This window comes from Neobacillus sp. PS3-34 (assembly GCF_030915465.1).
GTDB lineage: Bacteria > Bacillota > Bacilli > Bacillales > Cytobacillaceae > Neobacillus_A.
Map to the genome: position 1 here is coordinate 2719158 of NZ_CP133267.1, position 24170 is coordinate 2743327.

Consider the following 24170-nt stretch of genomic DNA (forward strand, 5'->3'; position numbering starts at 1 on the left):
ACGCCTTAAGCAAACTTCTGCACAGTGAATGGTTGGCACCGAACTTCGATGACGGCAATCATCACGTCATCAGCTTTATCGGGATTTTTCTCTGGTTTCTCTGCATTATCACGGCGAAGTTCCTTCTTCATTTTCGACAAAAAAGAAAGCGAAGAACCTAGGGGTGATACTTTTTATTTATTCAAGTAACGGGGGCGATAGTTTAACAATTAGACCATAACAACGTGATATTTATTACCATTCGACTTATAGAAAATCTATTTACACTATCAGGAAAAAAGAGGTTTAATAGAGAGGCAACACGGAATGGAGTGGGTTCTACTTTTGGCTTTGCTTCTGCCCTGCTTTGGCAGTAATCCTGGGTTCTGCTTCGGCAGTGGTCCTACCCTCTTCAAAAGGATGAAATGAAAATGGAAATCAAGATGTCTATACGAATCAAAATTTCAAGTGAGGTTGTCGGACTAGTGACGGCGTTAATTAACCTTGCGGTAAATCTGCTTAACCTGTAATGGGTTAAGCTTTTTTACTTCTTTGAACCAATATAGAAACGGCACTGATCCGTCTCGGAAGTCTTGCAAAAATTAGGAGGGGGTGGAGAGTTGAGATTGTCAGAATACGATTCTTCATTTAAAAATAAGTTTATGTTTTTAAAATTCATGGATGATCAAAGTCATGTAGAAAGCCTTCAAAACGGTAATTTAAGATGTGGTACTGCTAAAATTTATAAAGATTTTGAGAAAAAAAAAGGTAAAAAAGGCATAGGGGATAGATACGATTCATCTTTGGTCATTGTTCCACAAAAAGTTAAGTTTCACCTTTCCGATACTATTAAACTTGAAGCTAAAGCTAATAAAGTAAGTCTTGATGATGGTGAAATTGATCACATGCCTGTATTTTGCCTATATGGACTAAATGGTGACTATTTAGAAGTTGAAGATCAGGATGATGAATATTATTATACAAGGACTGTCTTTGATGAAGATGACAAAATTCTATTACAAAAAGACTTTGGGGAACATGCTTTATTAATACATCCGATTTTTTTAGAAAGAGTTGCTCAACGAATGAAAGAGCAAGAGATTAAAGTCACGCACGACTTTGTTACATATCATGATCTTTCAAATAATGATTTAAAAAAATATATTTCTTACGAACAAAATAAGCTAAATGTTGTGTTTCAAAAAGATAAATCTTTTATACATCAAAAGGAATATAGACTTTTATTACATACTCAAATAACAGACTACAAATGGTTTGATATTGGAGATATACATGATTGCTCTGGTTATATAACAAGAGAAAATTTATTTACTGAAGGATTTGAATTGCAAGTAGTTAAGAATGCTTAATGTTTTCAAAAAGATAAAAAAGGAAGACACTCTTTAACTACCATGAAAATAGGTTTCTTCAAGATTAGAAAAATGACAATACTTAAGAAGACCCTGCTCAATCGATAAAAAAGAGGAGAGCGTTAATTAATAAGTCTATGGATTGGGGTGGACTGGATTAAGGTCAGTATCAGTATTGACACTTCCTACCCATTTTCATTCTCTGTGGTGCAGCACTGATTTTGTGCTGCATGGATGGCTAAAGGGGCAGGATAGTTCAATAATGTATTATGATAAAATAAATGGAAAATTAGTAGAGGTGGGTTGAAATGAACACCATTTTAGATGATTTTTTAGAGTTGAAAGAAATACTAAATTCGTTCAACGGACTCGAAAAAAATTATAATTGGCTACTAACTGACCTTGATTGGTCTTACCCTGAGAATTATCTTGATTATTTTGAAGAATATCGAGAATTTGAAGAAAGTGCTACTGCTCTTAATAACTATTGGATTACAGGCGAAAACCTAACTAAACTTGCTAAAAATAAAGACGTTTATTTTATTTGGGGTGTATTTTCAGCATTTGAAAAGAATGAGAAAATTGATCTAAATGAAATTAAAGTGGAACCTTATGCTGATGGAAATCCAAATTTTTGGATTGATAATCCTAAAATTCAACATCCAAAGGCTGTTGTTGAATTAGTCCTGTGGGACTCTTCATCAATTCTCCTTCTTAGTAAAGATAATGTATTATCAAATAAATTTAGAAACACTTTTGAAGGTTGGAAGGATTTAAATGAATACAATCAGAAGTAAATTTTCTTCAACTAACGGGGGCATTACTGAAACAACGGTAATGCTTTTTCTTATTCAAGTAAAGGGCAGGTTAGTTTAACAAGAAATTGTTATAATGTTATTAAAAGTAGTCGAGATATATATGAAGGGATCTAAGGTCTTCATAAACACAAGTTATTCAAAGCAATCATAGTTACTCAAAAGTTTTGAAAGTGAGGAAAAGATAATGTCTGCCTATGAAATGACACCAGTTCCTAACGCCATTACTCTTGTTGGTTTTTATGAAAAAGGGGAAATGTTTGAGAAACCTAATTATATAGAGGAATTAGAGCTATTGAGTAATAAACTAGGCCGTCCTGTGACGAAAAAGTTTTATGTAATATATGACGATGACGCAACCGCCAACTTTATAGGAGTAGAAAAGGACGCTGCTTTTGATAATGATTGGCTAACTGAATTTATCATACCGGAAGGGATCTACCTAAAGGTACAAAGTGAATCATACTATCCAACCTTTGCCCATGAATGGCTGAACGATTGGGTGTTTGGTGAGGATAAAATATATGAAAACTCTCTTTTCTTTGAAGAGTTTTCAATTGAGAATGGTGAACGATACATCTATTTTCCAGATGTTGATCCCATTGTCAATGCAAGCTGGCGGGAGTACCGTCCTTTAGGTAATTCAAAAGAGATGATTAAAGAGCTGACTGAACAGTTTATTTCTGCTGAAAGTGAAGGATATATATGGGAATCCACATTTGCCATAAAGAATAAAGTGGTAGGACTAGATAACTTATCAAAACTGATCAAGCCCTTACCAAACCTGGTCTATCTCCTGTTGGATGAATCAAACGCGATTCTCCCTGTTTCACATGCCAGAAGTGCAGTTTATGAGGTGAAAACGGAGGAGTTAATTAATGAGATTGTCGAGGAAGTAAATGATAATTTACCAAGTGATTGCTGCATATTTGATAAAACTTATGAATGGTTTATTATCACATCTCATGAAGCACTGGATGAGAATGACAACCATTATATAGTGGGCGGAAAACTGTTAGAATATCTTTGATATAGAAAAGAACAAAAAATCAAAACAAGTATGAGTGACCTTGTTCAGCTAACGGGGGCTTTAAGTCAATAAATGGAAAAGTTTAGAAAATGTTTAGTTTTTGGAAAATAAAAGGATGATAAAATGGAAAAAACAGCGTTTCTGTATTTAAGCAGGAACGCTCTTTTGCTATAAAGAGAAGATTTGGGAGAGATAAATGTGGAGAATCATTTTTATAAGAAGTTTATTGAAGTAACACAACAGTTTATAAGGGGAATCAAATGAAACCAAGAAATAATTGGATAGTTATTATTATCTTCAATTTACTTTTATACGTTATTTCCTATTTCTCTACAAAAACCTTATTGTTAACACCGGAAGCAAGGACGTTTCCGAACTTGAAATTTCTTTTGGTGTTATTACTAACTATACTTTTAGTGCTTTCATTAGGAGTTGCCATCAGAAGATATATTTTAACTTATTTGAATGATGAAAATGAACGGAATAATTTTAGGAGAATTTTGCTATTTACTGCCCCTTTGACCCTTTTATTGTATATGACTTTATTTTTAAATTATTTTCAATAAAATAAATTCTAACTTCGGTGATTTTTATTGTGACCGGAGACCAACCCTGGTTTAATACTGGTCTTTATATTGATTGGTTTTCTAATAAATCTTACTATCTCTCTGTGCAAGAGATGAAGAACGGAGCTGTCATTGAGGCGGCTTTTCTTATTGTGCTAACGGGCAGTTTAGTTTAAGAAGGAATTTTTAAATTGAAAAAAGAATAATTTGGAATAGTAAATTGTTAAAATTACGGCTGAATTTGTTTAATGAAAGGGGAAAAGACTTGATGACTGAATTTACTTCTAAACATTTTACACTTGAGAAAATAAGTAAAGGTATTTATGCAGCAATCGCAAAAGATGGTAGTGGATCAGTTGGGAATGCGGGATTTATAGATTTAGGTGGAACAACAATTATTTTTGATACTTTTAACACTCAACAAGCAGCAGAAGATTTAAGAAATTTAGCCGAAAACATTACAAATCAACCTGTTTCTTGGGTTATCAATAGTCATTGGCATGGTGACCATATTAGAGGTAATCAGGTATTTAAAAAATGTAATATATTATCTAGTCAAACAACTCTTCAAAAAATGAAGGAAAATCATCCACAAAGAATTGCCAAACAAAAAGAAGATATAACAGGTTTAAACAATTATATTGAATCACTAATTGAACAAAGGAAAAGCTCCACTGACATAAATTTAGACAATAAAATTAATTTTCTAAGAGAGATAGCAATTTCGCTGCCCACCCTAGAATTAGTTTTACCACAATACGCTTTTAACACAGAATTTACTATTTATGGAACAAAACGTACTGCTATACTGATGGCACTTGGGGGAGGTCACTCATATTGTGATTCTATTCTTTATATACCTGAAGATGAAATTATCTTTATGGCTGACCTTTTATTTGTCAAGACTCACCCATCATTTTTCCCCGAGTCTAATCTAATACATTGGGAAAGTATTTTAAACAAAGTTAAGAGCTTTGAGATACAAAAAGCAATCCCTGGACATGGACCAATTGGAACAAAAGAGGATATTACAAAGTTAATTAACTACATAAAAGAATTAAAGATTATTTCAAATGAAAACAATAATCTAGATGAAGTTCCAATTCCTGATAAATATAAAGAGTGGGCATCCCCTGAATTGTTTATTCAGAATTTAAAAATTTTAAAGAATCCTAACTAGCTTGGTGACCCATAACAAAGAGATATAACAAACTCGATCCTTATTAAACTAACAGAGTCGATTCTTTAACAAGGCATCGCTTTTTCCTAATTTAATTGGCAAATCAGATTGTGAAGAATTCTACTTAAAGTAACGGCTGCTTTACTGGAATAAACCATTAATAAAATTAAAACGCTCAGAGCTGACTCTGAGCGTTTTTGCGTACTATTTTCGAGTGGGGAAATGTATACTATTTCCCTCTCTAATTTCAGTGCAGCAATTTTGTACTTTAAAACAAAACTGATTAGCCCAATGCGTCCAGTTTCTAACCTATTGTTATGCTGCCATCCTTTTTTCCTCTGCTGTGTTCTTCTGAATCAGGAAGGATGTTAGTAATGCAAAGATACTTCCGATAAAACCATACAGGAACAAATGGTGTATTCCTTGCATGAAATTGGTCCCGTTTGTTAAGAGGGCTCCCATGATGGTGACTCCAATCGCTGTGCCCATATTACGACAGAACATGAAGAAGGAGGTGGATATTCCTCTTTCGTGGCCGCCAACTAGCTGTTGAACGCCAATCATGCCGACAGTGGTAAGCAGGCCGAATGCCAATCCCTGAACGATCATGACAAGAAATACAAACCAAAAACCATGGCTTGGATTAAGCTGGGTTAATAATGCACCCGTGAAAAATAATAAAATATTCCCGATGATTAACAGAATACGGTATCCATATTTCAGAATCCATTTCCCTGCAGGTACAGCGGCAGCCATCCAGCCAATCGCGGTGCCAAGTAAGGCCACTCCACTCATAAATAGTGACAGTCCGGCAATATTTTGCAGGAATAGTGGGACAAAGCTGGCTGTACCGAATAATGCGGTCGTTCCGATAAAAGCATTGATGTTAATCCGTGAAATCATCTTGTTTTTAAACATGGAAAGCGGAACGATAGGCGACGCTTGTTTTTTCTCGAAAAAGTAAAAAACAACGAGAAAGACGGCTCCAACAATAAAGAAGAGTATCTTATTGTCCTTAACGATCGTATCTAATAGAAGGAACGTAACACCGACAGCGAATAAAATCGCTCCGATATAATCGACCTTCGCTTTTTTGGGCTGATAATTTTCCTTATATGGAAGCAGGGTGAAAAACGAGACTAAGCATATTGGCAAGTTGACAAAGAAAATCCATCTCCAAGTCATATACTCAACGAAAAAGGAGCCGAGCAATGGAGCGAGGACGGCTGATAAGCCCCACATCGCGGTAAATAACGCTTGGATTCTTCCCCTTTTTTCAACTGAAAACAAATCCCCGGCGATAATCGCAGGGAACGGCATCATGAATCCTGCTCCAATTCCCTGAACAGCACGGAAAATGACTAATTGGACCATTGACGCGGACAATCCGCAAAGAAGGGATCCTATTAAAAATAATAAAATACCAAATCCAAATACTTTTTTCCTCCCGAACAAATCGGATAATCTGCCTGCCACAGGTGAGAGGATCGTGCTGGCAATCATATAGGACGCAAACGACCATGCATACAAGTCGAATCTGCCCAGTTCTTTTGCGATAATCGGCATGGTTGTATTCATGATTGTCGCATCCATTGACGCTACCAGCATGGCAAGAACAATACTAATCATTACGGTCGTTCTGCTATTCATTTATAATTCTCCTTTTATATAGGTTGTTTACTATTTTTGCTTTCATTAAATAGGTAGAAACCCCACATAGGAAAGCTTTGTTTTGGCTGTTTTTCGTAATTGGAAAATCTCGAACTTGAAGAATATTAAAGCAAATAGACTCTACTGTCAAGAGTTGGATTTCGTGCCCAAAGGTGACAGGCACCTCCCAGAAAATTGGGAGGTGCCTGTCACTCGGTTTGTTAGGAAAAAGTTAACAATTATTCAGAAAGACAGAATTAGCAGAAGAATCTTCCGTTTCTAAATTTTATATTATATAATGTTCGAGGGGACTATATGTCACGAATTACAAGTTTAAGATAAATAGATTACTATTTTCCTTGCTTGTAATAAAAGTGCCATAGATTGCTCTGTCAATAAGAGCCTTCACTCTAAAGTGGCCATATAAATGGATCGTCTTTGGAGGATCGTGGGATTCTTAAAATTTTAAGAAAAGGACAGGTGTTAAACCGAATGAAGAAAAATAGTTTCGGTATTATCAGCAAGTTAACTGCAGCAGCCTTACTGGTTGGTACAATTGCTTCACCTATTGGATCATTCCAAGCGAAAGCAGCAACTACAGATAGCACGGTAAAACTTCGCTTCCTTGAAACAACAGATCTCCACGATAACGTAATGGATTACGATTACTTCAAAGATGCACCCACGATTGATTATGGTTTAGACCGGACAGCACAGCTCATCCATCAAGCGAGAACAGAACTAGCAAATCCTGAAAACTCTATGTTGTTTGATGCTGGGGATTTACTGCAAGGAAATCCAATGGCGGATTACGTTGCAAGGGTTAAAGGATTAACGGCAACTGATGTCCATCCAATGTTTAAAGCTATGTCTATCTTAAAATATGATGCTGGTATTCCAGGAAACCATGAATTTAACTATGGTTTAGATTTCCTTAATACTGCATTGAAAAATGTTCCTTACAATTTTGTAAATGCGAATATCTATAAAGACGATAAAGATAATGATTCTACAAACGACCAAAATTACTTCACACCTTACAAAATCATCGATAAAGTCGTAAAAGATGAAAATGGTGTGGACCAAACGATTAAAGTCGGCGTCATCGGCTTTGCTCCTCCACAAATCATGCAGTGGGATTATGATAATCTGCATGGAAAAGTTATCGCGAAAGATATGGTAGAAACAGCTAAAAAATTCATCCCTAAGATGAAAGAAGAAGGCGCAGACATAATCGTTGCGATCGCTCACTCTGGCTGTGACGTTGCACAAGCCGATCAGCAGGACGCAGAAAATGCGGTTTATGCTTTGACGAAAGTTCCAGGCGTTGATGCTCTTCTTTTTGGACATGCGCACGTGAACTTCCCTGGTGATGCACAATTTAACAACAATAGCACAATCGATAACGTAAATGGACATATCAACAATGTTCCTGCCATGGAAGCGGGCTTCTGGGGAAATAATCTTGGTGTTATGGACCTTGAGCTTCAAAAAACAGATGGCAAGTGGACGGTAACTAGCTCTAAAGCTGCTCTTAAACCGCTTGTTACAAAAGATGCAAACGGAAATAAAGTTTCAACAGTTGACGGTCCTGACCAGGAAATCGTTGACGCTGTAAAAGAAACTCACCTAGGTACACTTGACTATGTACGTGGAAAAATTGGTACAACATCTGCACCTTTGTACAGCTTTTTTGCACAGGTACAAGATGACCCTACGATCCAAATCGTTAACAATGCCCAAACAGATTATGTGAAAAAATGGATTGAAACAAAGAGCCCTGAATTGAAAGGTATTCCGGTTTTATCAGCCGGCGCACCGTTTAAAGCGGGTGGAAGAAGTGGCGTATCTTACTATACAAATATCCCTGCCGGCGAACTGTCTATCAAGAGTGCCAATGATTTATATTTGTATCCAAACACGCTGAGAGCAGTAGAAGTAACAGGTGCTACTGTTAAAGAATGGTTGGAAATGTCTGCTGGACAATTTAATACAGTGGATACGACTAAAACAGACGCTCAAAATATCGTTGATGATACATTCCCTTCCTTCAATTTTGATGTGATCGATGGAGTGAAATATCAAATTGATATCACGCAAAAACCTAGATATGACAAAAATGGTGTTGTCATTAACCCTGATTCTCACCGAATTGTGAATTTAACAATGCCTGATGGAACACCAGTTAAAGATGATCAGCAGTTTATTGTTGCAACGAATAACTACCGTGCAGGCGGTGGCGGTAACTTCCCTGGCCTTAAAGGCGGAATCGGCAAGGTAGTCATCAGTTCTCCTGATGAAAGCCGCCAGGTATTAATCGACTATATCGCTAAACAAGGAACAGTAAATCCTTCAGCTGATAATAACTGGAGCTTCCTGCCTGTTAAGGGCGATGCAAAGCTTGTCTTTAATTCATCACCTGATGCAAAGCCATATGCAGAATCATCAAAAAATATTAAAGACCTTGGAGCAAATCCAGATGGTTCTGGTTTTGAGCAATATTCATTAGATACCACTGTTGTACCAGCACCAGTGCCGACACCAACACCCGTACCGACTCCAACTCCTAAGCCAGCTGGCCCGGTATTCTGGAAAGGTACAGTATTAAAGCCAGGACAAACTGGTATGATCACAGTTATCAAGCCAATCAACCTTTGGAAGCGTGTAGGCCACAAACTTGTTCCAGTACGTGTCCTTAACCCAGGACAAGTATTCCGCGTTTACAACTTTGACGGGGAACATGGTGGTCAATACGGAGTTGGTGGAGGATTATTCATCACGAACATCAAGTCCCTCATCAAGTATGAAACACCTTCAAAAGCAAAGCTTCAACAAGCTAACGGCAAATAAGGAAATAGAGAAGGAGGCGCAAAATTGCGCCTCCTTTTTTGTTAACTTGTAGGTGAAGCGTAAAACTGTTCTTCATAAGCGGTGTCATGGCCAAAAACCCATCAAAAAAGATACCCAAAGGGGCGATGAAGACCAAAAGCCCTGCGTCGAGAGCTGGAAATGGTCTTCATAAGGTGGATGAGGACCGAAACCCCTTCTGGAAATGCCAGAAACGGTCGTCATAAGCGGTGTCATGGCCAAAAACCCATCAAAAAAGATACCTAAAGGGGCGATGAAGACCAAAAGTTCTGCGTCGAGAGCTGGAAACGGTCTTCATAAACGGGATGAAGACCAAAATGCCCCTGTAGAAGCGGAAAACTGTTCTTCATACCTTGTATGAAATATTTCCGTGAATGAAGTAGTGGGAAATTTACAAATGTACTAGTGGATTTAACTTGTAATTTGTTGGCGTGGACCCCAAAGTGATTCCATTTATGAAAGGATGGGATTTTTGCGTTGCAAAAACCAATTTCCACGCCAAGCAGGTTGTAATTCTAACTGCTAATCTGAAAAACACCTTAAAACGGAACCATTTATGAATCCAAAGCATGCCATTAAAGTTTTAGCGGAAAATATGAACTTGGTTCCAGTGGACGCCGCCATCTGTTGTGGTATACATCACACTTGTTTTTACATTTTCAGTTGTGATCCACCAGCCATGATTCGCATCTGCTATTGCCAGATAAGTGTCACCGTATCCATCAAACGCGACTTTGCTGTTCACCCATGTTGTACCTGCATCTTTCGTCCATCCGATGGAATTAGGATGATCGCAAGCAGGGCAGGATCCACCCATGAAAGCTACCTTTGGATTTACCACATATAGAGGTCCGGGTTTCGAACCTTTATTGGAATGTCCATTATGATACTCTGTGCTGAATCCAGGTGCTGGCCCTCCGCCTGCCGTTGAATTGGCGATGACTGTCTTCCACGACTTTCCTCCATCGGCGGTATGGAATAGGGAGTAGGAGGTTTGCGTCATTCCGGTGCCTCCAATTAGTTCGACCCAGCTATCATTTGTTCCAGCCGAGCGGATCAAGCTGCCAGCCAGAGGTTCGATAAGCTTTTTGGTCATGACAGTGCTCCACGATTTCCCTCCATCAAGTGTTCTTTTTACATACATTACTTTATTGCTTTGAATTACTGCCCAACCGTTTTTTGCATCGTGAAAATAAGCATCACCGACAATACCTTTTGGTACAGGCAGTGAATGCCATGTTTTCCCGCCATCCTGTGAAATAGAATTTCCACTTAAAGCCGTTGTTTTTGAAGTGAAATGAAGGAAGGCTTTATTTGGCATTGTGCCGATAGCTGTCCAGTGCTGGCCGCCATCTCTGGAATGAAGGAGCTTCGCATTGACGTCTCCCTGATCCAAGGTTGCCCAAACATCTGAACGGTTTAATGCTGTAATTTGCTTTACTGTTCCTTTTCCTTGAAAAACAACACTCCAGCTTTTACCCGCGGTGGCTGTTTTAGCGATCCAGCCATTGCCGCCGGCCAGCCTGTATTGAAATCGGCTAATCGAACAGCGGTGACCGTGCTCATATTGATGCTATTGTGTTGTGTGGCAGTTGTTGTTGGAGGTGGGGCAGGTGGTTTTGAAGAGGTATTTTTGGGATTCGCTGTTGTTTTAGCAGAATCGCTTGATACGGAAGTTGAGTTTTCAGATGATGAGGCTGAGCTTGTTGAAGATGCTGAATTTGCTTGGCGATGACTAGATTGCTTGTTGATTGTTTTGGCTGAATCGTTCGCTTGGCCTGCTTGTTGGCTATCCGCAATTCCGCATCCAGCGAGTGCAATGGAAACACTCAAAACCATAACGCTGATTTTATGTTTAAACATTATCTATTAATCCTCCCATCATAATTATTGTTACCTTAATTAGACTGTTTTTTTTGCAGAATGTTACACTTTGATTTATTTTTTTTAGTGACTGTCTCGTCTCGAAATTTGTCGGAAAATAGTTAATCAAACGTTTGATTGAATGGGCGTAAGAGTTTGGTATATATGAATTTAAAGAATGAAAAGTGACAGGCACCTTCCAGAGAACTGGAAGGTGCCTGTCACTATTTTCTTTCTGCGGTTGACTCTCTGACGATTAATTTGGTTGGCAGGAGGATTTCGTGTATTGGTTCGTTTTTGTGGTCGATCCTCCAGCAGAGCTGCTCGACTGCTTTTGTGCCGAAGTAGGTTAGGTCGATGTCCATGGTTGTGATTTTAGGTGTTGCGATTTGTGACAGTTGTCCATTGTCAAAGCTGCAAACAGAGGCGTCTGCAGGTACCTTGAAGCCTTTTAGCTGCAGGACGGAGTTGACGATGAAGCCGTGGCCATCGTTCACGCAAAACCAGGCGGAAGGCATCGTTTTGAGATTTTCGATATTCTGGTTCATTTCCTCCTGAACTTCCTTTGCGCTTGTAAACAGGAATTCTTGAGTTGGTTCAATTCCGTGCTTTTTTAACGCGAGAAGGTAGCCCTCAAACCGTTCCTGGTAGCTTGGAGAAAAATCTATATCACCTACAAAGGCAATGTCACGATGTCCCAATCCGATTAAGTGCTCGACAGCTGTGAAGGCGCCGTAACGGTTATTCGTCAGAATCGAATCGGCCTGCAAATACGGTGAGTGGTGATCGATCAGGACCGTGGGAATACCTGTGTTGATGATTTTTGAAATGTAATCTGTACTGATATGAGACAGAATTAAAATTCCATCGATTTGATGATTGGTTAACAGAGAAGGCAGAATCAATTTCTCCTTTGATTCGCTGTTTATCGATTCGATAAATAAATTCATGCCACGTTCCCTGAGCTCTTTTTCAATACTTAAATAAATTGCGCCGAAGAAGCTTTTAAGAGAAAAAGCAAATTCAGAAGCGATCAAGGCGATATTTTTCGGTGCTGTTTTTTCCAATTGCTTTTGCTTGCGGCCAGTTGCATATTGGTAACCCAATTCATCGGCTGCTTGTTGGACAAGACGCCTTGTTTCCTCGCTAACCCCCGGCTTTCCCGACAATGCCTGGGAAACAGAGTTCTTTGAGATATTGAGCCGGTCTGCTATATCCTGCATCGATACTTTCTTTTCCATCTATATTTTCTCCCTTTATATGAAGTAAACTTATTTGTCATCTTGTAATGTAATTATATTGTAACGTTACAACATTGACATTACAATAGCGCTTTTATTTTAAAATCACGGAAATTTTTCGTTAATAATGTTAATTTTTCATGAATTATCGTTTGACATTACGGAAATAAGGTGTAATAATGTGTTTGTAACGTAAATAAACACATTACAAAATATATTTGTAATTATAGAATAGCGCATTGGTTTTTTCAAAAAAGAAACTCTATCTATTATTTTACTTTTTTTAAAAGAAAATGATAGCGCTATCAACTATTTCTTTTTAGTAGATTCATATTTTTTAGCTGCATTGCTTCTTCAGCTTGAAGAATGGGAAAGATATTCATATTCGGAGGGATTTAGGATGAAAATTAAAAAAGTGACATCCATGCTGTTTGCGGCTTCACTTACTGTCTCTGGGCTAGCTGGCTGTTCGACAGGAAATGGTGATTCCAATACTGCAGGCACCAAAAACGGTGTAACAACGATTGAATTCTGGGCTGCTCCAAACCCGACACAGCAGGTATATTGGAAGGAAGTCGCGGACGAATTTACAAAGGAAAATCCAAAAATCAAAGTAAATGTAAGCCCAATGAAGGAAAGCCCAACATCTGAGGCAGGCATCCAATCCGCAATCGCCGGAAAAAGTGCTCCAACGATGTCTGAAAATATCAACCGTGGTTTTGCAGCACAATTATCCGATAGTAAAGCGCTTGTCCCATTAGACACATTAGATGGATGGGATAAGGTGAAGAAAGCCCGTAATATGGAAAATACAATGAAGGGCTGGAAGTTTGCTGACGGCCACCAATATGTATTGCCAATCTACTCAAACGCGATGTTGTTTGGCTGGAGACTCGACATCCTGAAGGAGCTTGGATTCAACGAGCCGCCAAAAACATACAGCGAAATGCTGGACGTAGCGAAGAAATTGAAAGCTAAATATCCTGACAAATATGTTTGGGCAAAAGCGGATCTTGCTGACCCGACTGCATGGAAGAGATGGTTTGACTTCTTCATGCTGTATGATGCAGCATCAAACGGCAACAAGTTTGTAGAAGGAAGCAAATTCACTGGTGATGATAAAGCAGGGAAACAGATTCTTGGCTTCGTCGATGACCTTCGCAAGGAAGACGCTTTGATGACTAGACAGGCAAAGGATCCGTTTGAAAGCGGACTTGGAATCTTCTCTGATATTGGCCCTTGGACAATTGGCTACTGGAAAGACAAGTTCCCAAATATGAAATTGAACGAAACGTATACATTGGCATTGCCGCCGGTTCCAGATGGCGCGGATACTACTAATGTTCATACGTTTGCAGATACAAAAGGATTAGTTATTTATGCTTCAGCAACAAAGGAACAGCAAAAAGCAGCGATGAAGTTCATCAACTGGGTATACTCAAATCCTGAAAACGATTTGAAGTGGCTTGAAAAGACGAATCTGCCGCCTGCCCGTGATGATTTGACAACTAACGACTCATTTAAAGCGTTCTTTGATAAAAATCCGGCATTGCAGCCATATGCTGCAGCAGTACCAAATGGAATTCCGCCAATGGATAACTCGAAATACAATGATCTTCAAACTCTAATCGGCCAACAGGCATTCAATCCAGTTGTTAAGGGTGAAAAGGATCCGAAAACCGCATGGAAGGATATGCAGAAGGCAATTGAGGGGGCTCTCAAGTAATGAGACCAAAGAATGGAAGGTTGGGCTGGCTTTTTGCCAGTCCTTATCTTATATATGCACTCGTTTTTTTCTTAATACCGCTTATATGGTCGCTTTTTCTATCGATGACAGATTGGAATTTAATCGCACCAACCTTTAATTTTACAGGCTTGAAAAATTATATGGATGCTCTTCATAGCCCTGGGGTACAGGCAGCATTTTTCGTCACCTTTAAATTCATGGGGGTATTTGTTCCGTTGGTTATTGCGTCATCACTAATAGTGGCGTTAATCATTCATGGATTACCGAAATTTAAAGGATTGTTTTTAATCGGCTTTTTCCTCCCTTATTTAGCATCAGGCGTTGTATCGTCGCTAATCGTAAAAGGGATTTTGTCTTACAACAGCCCGGTAAATGAATTTTTACGAAAATCGTTTGGGCTGGACATTGACTGGCTTGGAAAGCCATTTGCCGCACTATTTGTGGTAGCGTTGATTATCGCCTGGAAATTCACAGGCTATTACGCGCTTATTTTAACATCCGGCTTTGAAAGCATTAGTACGGAAGTATATGAAGCAGCGATGATTGATGGGGTAACCCCAGCACAGCGTTTTTGGAAAATTACCCTCCCGCTTCTATATCCGGCTTTATATACAGTGTTGATTTTATCGATTGGTGTTACGTTTGGTATTTTCACCGAAGTGTACCAATTGACTGGCGGGGGACCAAATTTTGCAACGAATACATGGCAGATGGAGATTTTTACCCGTGCCTTCACGAATCTTCAGGCTGGCTATGCTTCAGCCGTTGCTATTATCGCTTCTGTCGTGACGTTTATTTCAATTTTTATCATTCGAAAACTGTTAGAAATGTGGGGGAAACGAAATGGCTGGGTCTAAGAAAAAGGGATTATGGTTTCGCTACCTGTTAGCGATTGCTCTCTTACTCATTATGATTTTTCCCTATCTATATATGGTACTAAGCTCGTTTGCTGTTTGGGACCAAGTCGATAAGACGCTGATTCCGACACATTATAGTTTGAAATCGTATCAATGGCTTTTGAGCGGTGGAGAATCGGTGATTCCAAGGCCGTGGATCCATGCGTTTTTTAACAGCTTTGTCGTGTCAGGTGTTTCTACTTTATTAATGATGGTCACCGGGGTAATGGTTGCCTATGCCCTAGCAAAAATGCCGTTTAAAGGAAGAGATACAGTCAACAACGTGATTTTATTCCAGATGTTCTTCCCGGCGATTATCCTGTTGATTCCAACGTTCCTTGTGATTCAAAGACTTGGAATGTACGACTCTTACTGGGGAATGATTTTGCCAAAGGCGATGAGCTTATGGGCGGTCTTCATGTATACGAACTTCTTTAAGGGAATCCCGGATACATTTATTGAAGCGGCCAAGCTTGATGGTGCGAGTGATTTGCAGATTATGTTCAAAATCGTTCTGCCAATGTCTAAATCGATTACGACTGTCATTTTCCTATTCCTGTTCATGGAAAGATGGACAGAGCTATTGTGGGATATGTTAGTGACGAAGAGTGATGGCATGTTGACGCTGAATGTTCTACTGTCACAAATGTTCGGCCCATACGGCGGCTATCCAGGCCAATGTACGCTGCATCCGTGTTATTGACACTTCCGATTATCATTATCTTCTTGATTTTCTCGAAGAAATTCCAGGAAGGCATGCAGTTTACGCTTAAATAGGTTCTTGGGAATAGGTAGGGTTCTCGATCTGCGAGGTCCGGCGAAATTATGATGGAATCCCGCGAGAAAAATCGTGAAACTGGCGAGATTAATCTGGATTCCGGCGAGATAAGTGGAGATTTCGCGTGACGAACAGTGAATTTGCGGGTGTTCGGCGATAGAAATCGAGAATCCGGCGAGAATATCCGGAGATCAAGCGAGATCCGGCGCTGATATTCGCTCACGTTGTTAGAAGCCGAGTTCACTACACTTATTTTCGGAAAAAAACCATAATTGCTGCCCTTCCAGCTGCGCATGGAAGGGTTTCAGCCAAAACTTGGCCCGGACGAGAGATATGAACACGAAACGGGTAGGGAGAACGCAATATGCTACCTTTGCCACCGGGCCAAGCAGGTAATCGGACCTTGAAAAGGTGCTCGGGCGAAATAAGTGGTGATTCAGGCGAAATACATCGTGAATCCGGCGAGATAAATCGTGAAACGCGCGAAATAAATGTGGATTCCGGCGAGATTAGTTGGGATTTCGCTCGTTGAATAGTGAATCTGCGGGTGTTCGGCGAAATACATCGTGAATCCGGCGAGATAAATCGTGAAACGCGCGAAATAAATGTGGATTCCGGCGAGATTAGTTGGGATTTCGCTCGTTGAATAGTGAGTCTGCGGGTGTTCGGCGAAATACATCGTGAATCCGGCGAAATAAATCGGAAAACCCGCGAAATAAATCGGAAAACCCGCGAAATAAATCGTGAAACCCGCGAAATAAATAAGAAAACCGGCGAAATCCGTGGGCATCCCGCTCGTTGAATAGTGAATCTGCGGCGGTTCGGCGAAATAAAGCGTAAATCCCGCGATATAAACAGGCAAACCCGCGAGATAATTCGAGAATCCCGCGAAAAAACACAAAACGAAGATAGTTAAGAAGCAAAACCTCGAAGCTGGGAGTTCTGATACATGGCTAAATGGTGGCAACAATCGGTTTTTTATGAAATTTATATGCCGAGCTTTATGGACGGCAATGGTGATGGGATCGGCGATTTTGCCGGGATTACCTCGAAGCTCGATTATTTAAAGGGTTTGGGGATTGATGGACTGTGGCTTACTCCCTTTTATCCATCTCCGAAAGTGGATAATGGCTATGATATTGCCGATTACAATGAAATCGACGCCGATTACGGGACGATGGAGGATTTTGAAACTTTTATAAAAGAAGCTCACCAGCGTGGCATGAAGGTGATTGCCGATTTGGTCCTGAACCATACGTCTTCTGAGCATCGGTGGTTCCAGGAGTCGAGGTCCAGCAAGGATCATCCGAAGCGGGATTGGTATATCTGGCGTGATGAACCGAATAATTGGGAATCGTTCTTTGGCGGTACGGCATGGGAATATGACGAGGCGACAAACCAGTATTACTACCATGCGTTTGCGAAGGAACAGGTCGATTTAAATTGGCCAATCCTGAAGTGAAGCATGCCATGTTTGATGTGATGAAGTTTTGGCTTGAAAAGGGAGTTGACGGCTTCCGCCTTGATGTCATCAATTTCCTAAAGGTAAATGATTCGTTTATTGATAATCCTTTGGATGAGGAAAAAAATGAACAAAACCATTTGTACGATAAAGACCAAGAAGGAATTTTAACGATTATTGAAGAGATTGCGGAGTTTGTCCATCAATATCCTGATAAATTCCTTGTTGGCGAGGTGGGTTCGGACGATCTTGAGATTCTAAAGCAATATTCTGGCCTTCATAAACTGGATGTAGTGTTTAATTTTAATATCGGAAGTATCGGCGAGTTCGATGCTGATGTGCTTTATCAGCAGTTGCTGGCGACGGACGAAAACTATGATGAACATCAAGTGCCGACATTGTTCTTCTCCAGCCATGATATGTCGCGGTTTATATCCCGGTTTGGCGGAGATGAGGACCGGGCTAGACTGGTTGCGGCCTTGATGCTTACGGCTAAAGGCGTTCCGTTCTTATATTATGGCGATGAAATCGGGATGAGAGATTGGATTACCGACGATATCGAAAAAATGAAGGATGTCCAGGGGCTGATGGGGTATCAACTGGCGCTGGAATCCGGAAAATCGCATGAAGAAGCATTGGTGATCGCCAATGAAAAGAGCCGTGATAAGTCCCGGACCCCGATGCAATGGAATTCGGGAAAACAGGTTGGTTTTTCAGAGGGAACGCCGTGGATTACGATTCCGGATGGTGCTGTGAACGTGAATGTGACGGACCAGGAAAATGATCCGGAGTCGATGCTTTCTTTTTATAAAAAATTGCTGAAGCTTCGGAAGGAACATGCTGCGTTGAGCATGGGTGAGTATGAGTATTTACGGAATGATGAGGGTATGATCACTTTCGTTAAAAAAGATCAGGATGAAAGAATACGAGTTATGTTGAATTTTAGTGACCAGCCGCGAGCTCTGGAGGTTAGTCCGGATGCAGAGCTGTTGCTAGCGACCAAACAGACGAGTTTTGAGAGCGGGAAGATATTCGAGAATGAAGCGATGATTATAAAGGAGGACTTGTGAGATGGCCGTTTTAACGAAGGGGAAGGTTAAAACCTGCGAACAGCTTTTAGAGGAATTCACCGCAACACCTGCTAATCCAGAGAAAATTGTTTTCTCCGGGATTGGTGAAAGAGATGTCTACAATATTTCGGCACCGTTTGAAGATGAAGGGGAGCTTGTGATCGCGGGACGCGTTGAATCACGTGACAGTGAACACTCCGATGTATACTTCTTTGTTGAGCGTGACGGTGAGTGGGTTCCGAGAGAACAAGCACCTGTTTTCGCCTTGCAGGATCCATTTTTCACCGTGATAGCAGGGGAGCTTGTTTTGGGAGGAGTGCAGATTTTTCCTCACCCAACGCAAGAAGGAGCACTTGGCTGGAGAACGGTGTTTTATAAGGGGAAATCCATTTCCGGCTTGCAGGAGTTTGCAAAGGGTCCGGACGGAATGAAGGACCTGCGCCTGATTGAGCTGAAGGATGGAAGCATTGGGGTGCTGACAAGGCCGCAAGGTGAAAAAGGCGGCAGAGGAAAAATCGGCTGGACGCGAATTTCTTCGTTGGCGGGGTTGACGATTGATGTGATCGACGAAGCGCCATTGCTGGAAGGGCAGTTTATAGAAGAAGAATGGGGCGGAGCAAACGAGCCACATCTGTTAGCAAATGGCCTTGTTGGAGTGTTAGGGCATGTTGCGAATTTTGACAGTGAAGGCAACCGTCATTATTATCCAATGGTATTTGCGCTTAATCCGGAAACTGGGGAATTTTCCGATATCGAGTTAATTGCGACAAGAAGCCATTTCCTACCTGGTCCATCGAAGCGCCCTGATTTAATTGATGTGGTGTTTAGCGGCGGCTTGGTACGGAAGCCTGATGGGACGGCAGATATGTATGCAGGAATTAGTGATGCTGAAGCACAGAAAATTACGATAAACGATCCGTTTTTACAATACGAGCGGTAAAGGGGAGCATGCAAAATGAATGTATACAGATATGAACAGAACCCATTGGTCACACCGGCAGATGTGAAGCCGCACCGGGCGGATTTTGAAGTCATTGGCGCCTTCAATGCAGGGGTTACAACCTATAATGATGAAATCATCATGCTTCTTCGTGTGGCGGAGCGCCCGATTAGCGAGGATGCGAATGTGGTTAAAGCACCTATCTATAACCCACAGACAAATGAACTTGAGATTCTGGAATTTAACTTGAATGACACGGATTATGATTTTTCTGATCCGCGTGTGATTAGGGAAAACGGCTCGACACAGGGCTTTAAGTATTTAACTTCCCTATCGTATTTGCGTATTGCACGAAGCAAGGATGGCCACCAATTCACGATTGATGAAAAGCCGTTTATTTATCCGTCTAATGAGTTAGAGACTTTTGGTATTGAAGACCCGCGAATTACGAAAATAGAAGATACGTATTATATCTATTTTAGTGCCGTTTCACCGGTGGGGGTTGGGGAATCGATGGTTTCCACAAAGGACTTTGTGGCGACCGAACATCTTGGAATGATTTTTGCGCCGGAAAATAAGGACGTGTTAATTTTCCCGGAAAAAATAAATGGGATGTATTATGCGATCCACCGTCCGGTGCCGAAAAGTACGGGCAATCCGGAAATGTGGATTGCGGAATCTCCAAATCTTTTACATTGGGGAAATCATAAATTTTTACTAGGCTTGCGTGACGGTATGTGGGATAGCGGCCGCATGGGCGGAGGAGCTGTTCCGATCAAAACGGAAAAGGGCTGGCTTGAGCTTTATCATGGCGCATCGAAGGATGATCGCTATTGCATGGGCGCTGTGCTGCTGGATTTAGAGGATCCAACGAAGGTACTTGCACGCACAGATAAACCGATTCTTGAACCGGAAGCTGATTATGAAGTGGAAGGCTTCTTCGGAAACGTCGTCTTTTCATGCGGCGCGGTTGTTGAAGGCGATGTTGTTAAAATGTATTACGGTGTAGCCGATACGTCCATGGCCTGTGCTGAATTAAGCCTGCAGGAAATATTGGATTCATTGACTTATCTAAAATAAAGAACTTTTTGAGTGCCAAAATCAGGTTGACGATTTTGGCCTTTTATCTTCATTTAGAAATAAGGCAGGTGAGGTTTCCATGAAACTGAATGACAACTGGAAATTACGGCAATTTGATGTAGGGGCGGCCGGGACCTTGAGGTGGCTTCTCTTGAGTATATTGATTATTTTTGGATGACCGCCTCTGTGCCTGGTGATGTCCATTCAACCTTGATTGATCGAAAGCTGATTGAAGATCCCTTTTACGGACACAATGACCTGAAATGCCAATGGGTGGAGGAAAAGGTTTGGTGGTATCGCAGCACGTTTGAATTCAATGAAGATATTCATAAAAATGATCGCTATGAGCTGATTTTCGAGGGATTGGATACGTTTGCTACTGTTTATCTGAACGGTGTCGAGCTTGGATCCACGGAGAATATGTTTATTAGCCACAGCTTTGAAGTAGCCCGTGAGCTGAAAAAGGGGAAAAATGTCCTGGCAGTAAAATTTGACCCGGTCCATGTTCATGTGAAGGATAAAGTGCAATATTACTGGTCGGGGTTTAGCAAAAAACGAATCTGGACGCGGAAAGCCCAAAGCCATTACGGCTGGGATTGGGGCCACGCTTGGTTGCGGCAGGGATTTGGAAGGATGTCCATTTAGAGAAACGGACACTTGCCAAAATTGATCATGTTTTTGCGAAAACAGTATCGATTTCTCCTGACAAAGCGATTGTAGAAGTGGAGATTGATATTGAGAAGTTAAATAGAGAAATGACTTTTGAAGTCTGTGCCAGCCTAATGTACGGGGATGAAAGTTTTTGGCCAGGGTAAAAGTGGACGGCAAAAAAGCAACCGCTGTGCTGGAAGTGGTAGATCCAAAGCTATGGTGGACACATGATATTGGAACGCCGCATCTTTATGAGCTTAAAGTGGAATTGTTTGCTGATGGCGAAGTGGTTGAAGATCGTCGTGAAGATTTTGGTATTAGAACGATTGAAGTAAGGCAGACGGATGAAGCGGGGAATCACAGCTTTACGTTTGTTTTAAATGGAGAAAAGGTGTTTGCGAAGGGTGCCAATTGGATTCCGATTGATAGCTTCATAGGAGCCGTGCCGGATTCCCGCTACAAGCATTTAATCAGGATGTCAAAGGACGCCAATATGAATATGCTGCGCGTCTGGGGCGGCGGAATCTATGAAAAAGATGTGTTTTATGAAGAGTGCAATCGGCTTGGAATACTAGTCTGGCAGGATTTCATGTTTTCCTGCGCCCTTTATCCAGACTACAATAAAAACTTTATGGCGAACGTCCGCGAGGAAATTACTCATGTCGTAAAGCGGCTGCGCAATCATCCTTGCCTGGCATTATGGTGCGGAAACAATGAGAATGACTGGCTCTATGAAGCTCTGGCTTCTTCAGGGGAAATTCCGCATCCTTTTTACGGCGAAAAAATCTATCATGAATTGATGCCGGAATTATTGCAGGAACTCGATCCGACCCGGCTGTTTTGGCCAAGCTCGCCATTTGGCGGGAATGACCACAACTCAAGGGAACAGGGTGACTCGCATAACTGGCAGGTATGGCATGGGAATATTGAGCCGAGGGTGTTCGGCGAGCCCCAGAACGTCAACTATAGTATTGAAGGCGTGTCCTTTAAAAATTTTAAAAATGATACAACACTCTTTGCCAGTGAGTTTGGGATGCATGCTTCCTCCAACCGCTATACATTGGAACGAAATATCCCGCAGGAACAATTTTTCTGGGGAAGCGAAGAAATGGCGTACCGCAACAAGGATATCCACCATCCAAAAGGAATACTGTTGATGGAAGGGTACACGGGAACTCCGAAGGATTTGGATGAGTACATTTCTTTTTCGATGTTAACGCAGGCAGAGGGATTGAAATATGGAATCGAGCATTATCGCAGGAATAAGCCGCATACGAGCGGGGCGTTGTTTTGGCAGCTGAACGATTGCTGGCCGGGCACAAGTTGGTCGGTCATCGATTATTATTTATTGCCGAAGGCTTCCTATCATTATGCAAGAAAATTCTACAGTCCGGTTCTATTAACGCTTGATCATGAGCCTGGAAAAGAAATCAACGTCTGGGTTGTGAATGACCGATTAGAATCGTATCAGGATGAAATTGAACTTGCTGTATACCATTTCAGCGGCGAAAAAGTGTTTTCAAAGCAATGGCAGGTTTCAATCGAAGCCAATGTAGCGAAGCAAGTCGCTGCCGTCCTGGAGGGAGAAGCGTTAAACGGGCTTCCGCCGGAAGAGGCTGTTATGGCCATCCGTTCAAAAGACTATGAAAATATCTATTATTTCCGTGACCAAAAGGATTTAAGATTTGGAGAAGCGGAATTGCGGGTGGAGGTCAACCGCGAGAGTAACGAACTGTCCGTTTCTAGCGATGTGCTGGCGCGAATGGTCACGATTGAAATGGATATCGAGCAGCTGGTGCTAGAGGATAATTTCTTTGATTTGCTGCCGGGTAAGACGAAAATTTTGAAGGTTGAGCAAGCGCAAGGGAAGGACATTCCGTGGGATTCATTAAGAGTAAAAGCGATAAATAGCGTGAATACGATTTTGGCGGAGGGATGATTCGGATGAAAGCAGCGGTTTTGCAAGGAACGAAGCAAATGGAGGTATTGGATTGGCAATATCCCATTGCATCTTCACAGGAAGTCATCGTAAAGGTAAAAAGCTGTGGGATTTGTGGTACGGACCAGCATATTTATCATGGCCATCCGGGTTCAGCCGAGGTTCAGCCGCCGATCGTCCTTGGACATGAATTGGCTGGAGAGGTAGTCGAAATAGGTTCGGAGGTTTCAAGCCTGCAAAAAGGGGATCGAGTTTCGATTGATCCGAACATCTATTGTGGAACATGCCAGTATTGCCGCAGCAATCGAGTTCATTTATGCAGTAATCTGCAGGCTGTCGGTGTGACAAGAGATGGCGGTATGGGGGAGTACTGCAGAGTGCCCGCTGCTAATTGCTACCGAATTCCAGAGGAGATGACCTTTGAGGAGGCAGCTCTTGTGGAGCCTTTGGGCTGTGTGTTACATGGCATTAAAAAAATTCACCTGTCTTCATTAAGCAAGGTGCTTATCATTGGCGGCGGTTTTATTGGGCAATTGTTTTTACAATTAGTGAAACATCAAAATGTCGCTTCCATTATGGTAAGTGAACCTGCCGAAAACAAAAAAGAGCTTCTTTATAAGCTGGGTGCCGAAGAAGTGGTCCATCCCATGAATGTTTCTTCGGTTGAGGCCGACGTGGTGATTGAGTGTGTGGGCAGACCAGAAAGCATGGAGCTTGCTGTGAAGTCAGCGGTAAAGGGCGGCCAGGTGTTGCTTTTTGGCGTAGCTGCACCGGAAACGACCATTTCGGTTTCGCCGTTTGACATTTTTTCAAAGGAACTTACGATCAAGGGATCATTTATTAATCCGTATACCCAGGAAGAAGCGATTGCGCTGATTGCGAAAAAGGTAGTGGATGTCCAGTCGCTTATTTCGCATCGGTTTACGATCGAGGAATTGCCTGAGGCAATGGGTGATTATCCAAATCTTAGAGTTTCAAAAGCTGTTATTAACTACTCGTAGTAGAAAGGGGGCAAGGTTCTTTACACGGATTGTCCCTCATAGTG

Annotated in this window: 16 protein-coding genes and 3 pseudogenes; 14 read left to right on the forward strand and 5 right to left on the reverse strand. The window is 41.3% G+C overall.

Annotated features, from left to right (window positions below):
• The first annotated feature begins 605 nt into the window (after positions 1 to 605).
• The 4 genes from RCG23_RS14060 (at position 606) to RCG23_RS14075 (ending at position 4940) form a co-directional block, all read left to right on the forward strand.
• A complete protein-coding gene (locus RCG23_RS14060) occupies positions 606 to 1349 on the forward strand; it encodes a hypothetical protein (RefSeq protein ID WP_308176211.1) in 744 nt (247 codons plus the stop codon).
• 308 nt (positions 1350 to 1657) lie between these two features.
• A complete protein-coding gene (locus tag RCG23_RS14065; RefSeq protein WP_308176212.1) occupies positions 1658 to 2146 on the forward strand; it encodes a hypothetical protein in 489 nt (162 codons plus the stop codon).
• 205 nt (positions 2147 to 2351) lie between these two features.
• Complete coding sequence (locus tag RCG23_RS14070; protein ID WP_308176213.1) at positions 2352 to 3194, forward strand: hypothetical protein; 843 nt, start codon at positions 2352 to 2354, stop codon at positions 3192 to 3194.
• Between the two features lie 834 nt (positions 3195 to 4028).
• Complete coding sequence (locus RCG23_RS14075) at positions 4029 to 4940, forward strand: MBL fold metallo-hydrolase (RefSeq protein ID WP_308176214.1); 912 nt, start codon at positions 4029 to 4031, stop codon at positions 4938 to 4940.
• A 315-nt stretch (positions 4941 to 5255) separates the two neighbouring features.
• On the opposite strand, the gene RCG23_RS14080 is transcribed toward RCG23_RS14075, so the two are convergent.
• The gene (locus tag RCG23_RS14080) at positions 5256 to 6590 is read right to left on the reverse strand and encodes an MFS transporter (RefSeq protein ID WP_308176215.1); all 1335 of its coding nucleotides are present in this window, start codon (positions 6588 to 6590) and stop codon (positions 5256 to 5258) included.
• A 492-nt stretch (positions 6591 to 7082) separates the two neighbouring features.
• Between RCG23_RS14080 and RCG23_RS14085 the strand changes: the two genes are divergently transcribed.
• Positions 7083 to 9440 (forward strand): bifunctional 2',3'-cyclic-nucleotide 2'-phosphodiesterase/3'-nucleotidase, encoded by a 2358-nt coding sequence (locus RCG23_RS14085; protein WP_308176216.1) that lies wholly within the window; start codon positions 7083 to 7085, stop codon positions 9438 to 9440.
• A gap of 601 nt (positions 9441 to 10041) precedes the next feature.
• On the opposite strand, the gene RCG23_RS14090 is transcribed toward RCG23_RS14085, so the two are convergent.
• From RCG23_RS14090 to RCG23_RS14100, 3 genes are all read right to left on the reverse strand, one after another.
• Positions 10042 to 10854: a WD40/YVTN/BNR-like repeat-containing protein gene (locus RCG23_RS14090; protein ID WP_308176217.1), complete on the reverse strand. Its 813-nt coding sequence runs from the start codon at positions 10852 to 10854 to the stop codon at positions 10042 to 10044.
• Positions 10855 to 10895: 41 nt separating this feature from the next.
• Positions 10896 to 11321 carry a hypothetical protein gene (locus RCG23_RS14095; RefSeq protein WP_308176218.1) on the reverse strand — a complete coding sequence of 142 codons (426 nt, stop codon included), beginning with the start codon at positions 11319 to 11321 and terminating at the stop codon, positions 10896 to 10898.
• 224 nt (positions 11322 to 11545) lie between these two features.
• On the reverse strand, positions 11546 to 12562 hold the full coding sequence (locus tag RCG23_RS14100; RefSeq protein ID WP_308176219.1) for a LacI family DNA-binding transcriptional regulator: 1017 nt from the start codon (positions 12560 to 12562) through the stop codon (positions 11546 to 11548).
• A 400-nt stretch (positions 12563 to 12962) separates the two neighbouring features.
• Here RCG23_RS14100 and RCG23_RS14105 point away from each other — a divergent pair, with 400 nt between their 5' ends.
• From RCG23_RS14105 to RCG23_RS14115, 3 genes and pseudogenes are all read left to right on the forward strand, one after another.
• The gene (locus RCG23_RS14105; RefSeq protein WP_308176220.1) at positions 12963 to 14288 is read left to right on the forward strand and encodes an extracellular solute-binding protein; all 1326 of its coding nucleotides are present in this window, start codon (positions 12963 to 12965) and stop codon (positions 14286 to 14288) included.
• Positions 14288 to 15166, forward strand: a complete 879-nt coding sequence (locus RCG23_RS14110) for a carbohydrate ABC transporter permease (protein ID WP_308176221.1) — start codon at positions 14288 to 14290, stop codon at positions 15164 to 15166. The genes RCG23_RS14105 and RCG23_RS14110 overlap by 1 nt, the downstream gene beginning before the upstream one ends.
• A pseudogene (locus RCG23_RS14115) lies at positions 15153 to 15982 on the forward strand (carbohydrate ABC transporter permease). Before RCG23_RS14110 ends, RCG23_RS14115 begins: the two are co-directional and overlap by 14 nt.
• 437 nt (positions 15983 to 16419) lie before the next feature.
• Here the strand turns inward: RCG23_RS14115 and RCG23_RS14120 are convergent.
• Positions 16420 to 16845, reverse strand: a complete 426-nt coding sequence (locus RCG23_RS14120) for a hypothetical protein (RefSeq protein ID WP_308176222.1) — start codon at positions 16843 to 16845, stop codon at positions 16420 to 16422.
• A gap of 141 nt (positions 16846 to 16986) precedes the next feature.
• On the opposite strand from RCG23_RS14120, the pseudogene RCG23_RS14125 reads away from it, so the two are divergent.
• The 6 genes and pseudogenes from RCG23_RS14125 to RCG23_RS14160 form a co-directional block, all read left to right on the forward strand.
• Positions 16987 to 17927, forward strand: a pseudogene (locus RCG23_RS14125) (alpha-amylase family glycosyl hydrolase); the annotation flags it as partial.
• A 369-nt stretch (positions 17928 to 18296) separates the two neighbouring features.
• Complete coding sequence (locus RCG23_RS14130; protein ID WP_308180064.1) at positions 18297 to 18515, forward strand: alpha-glucosidase C-terminal domain-containing protein; 219 nt, start codon at positions 18297 to 18299, stop codon at positions 18513 to 18515.
• A 1-nt stretch (position 18516) separates the two neighbouring features.
• On the forward strand, positions 18517 to 19455 hold the full coding sequence (locus tag RCG23_RS14135) for an MTP-1 family protein (protein ID WP_308176223.1): 939 nt from the start codon (positions 18517 to 18519) through the stop codon (positions 19453 to 19455).
• A 15-nt stretch (positions 19456 to 19470) separates the two neighbouring features.
• Complete coding sequence (locus tag RCG23_RS14140; protein ID WP_308176224.1) at positions 19471 to 20535, forward strand: BtaManbiosPhlase; 1065 nt, start codon at positions 19471 to 19473, stop codon at positions 20533 to 20535.
• A 79-nt stretch (positions 20536 to 20614) separates the two neighbouring features.
• A pseudogene (locus tag RCG23_RS14155) lies at positions 20615 to 23125 on the forward strand (glycoside hydrolase family 2 protein).
• A gap of 5 nt (positions 23126 to 23130) precedes the next feature.
• Positions 23131 to 24126: a zinc-dependent alcohol dehydrogenase family protein gene (locus RCG23_RS14160; RefSeq protein WP_308176228.1), complete on the forward strand. Its 996-nt coding sequence runs from the start codon at positions 23131 to 23133 to the stop codon at positions 24124 to 24126.
• Positions 24127 to 24170: the final 44 nt, after the last annotated feature.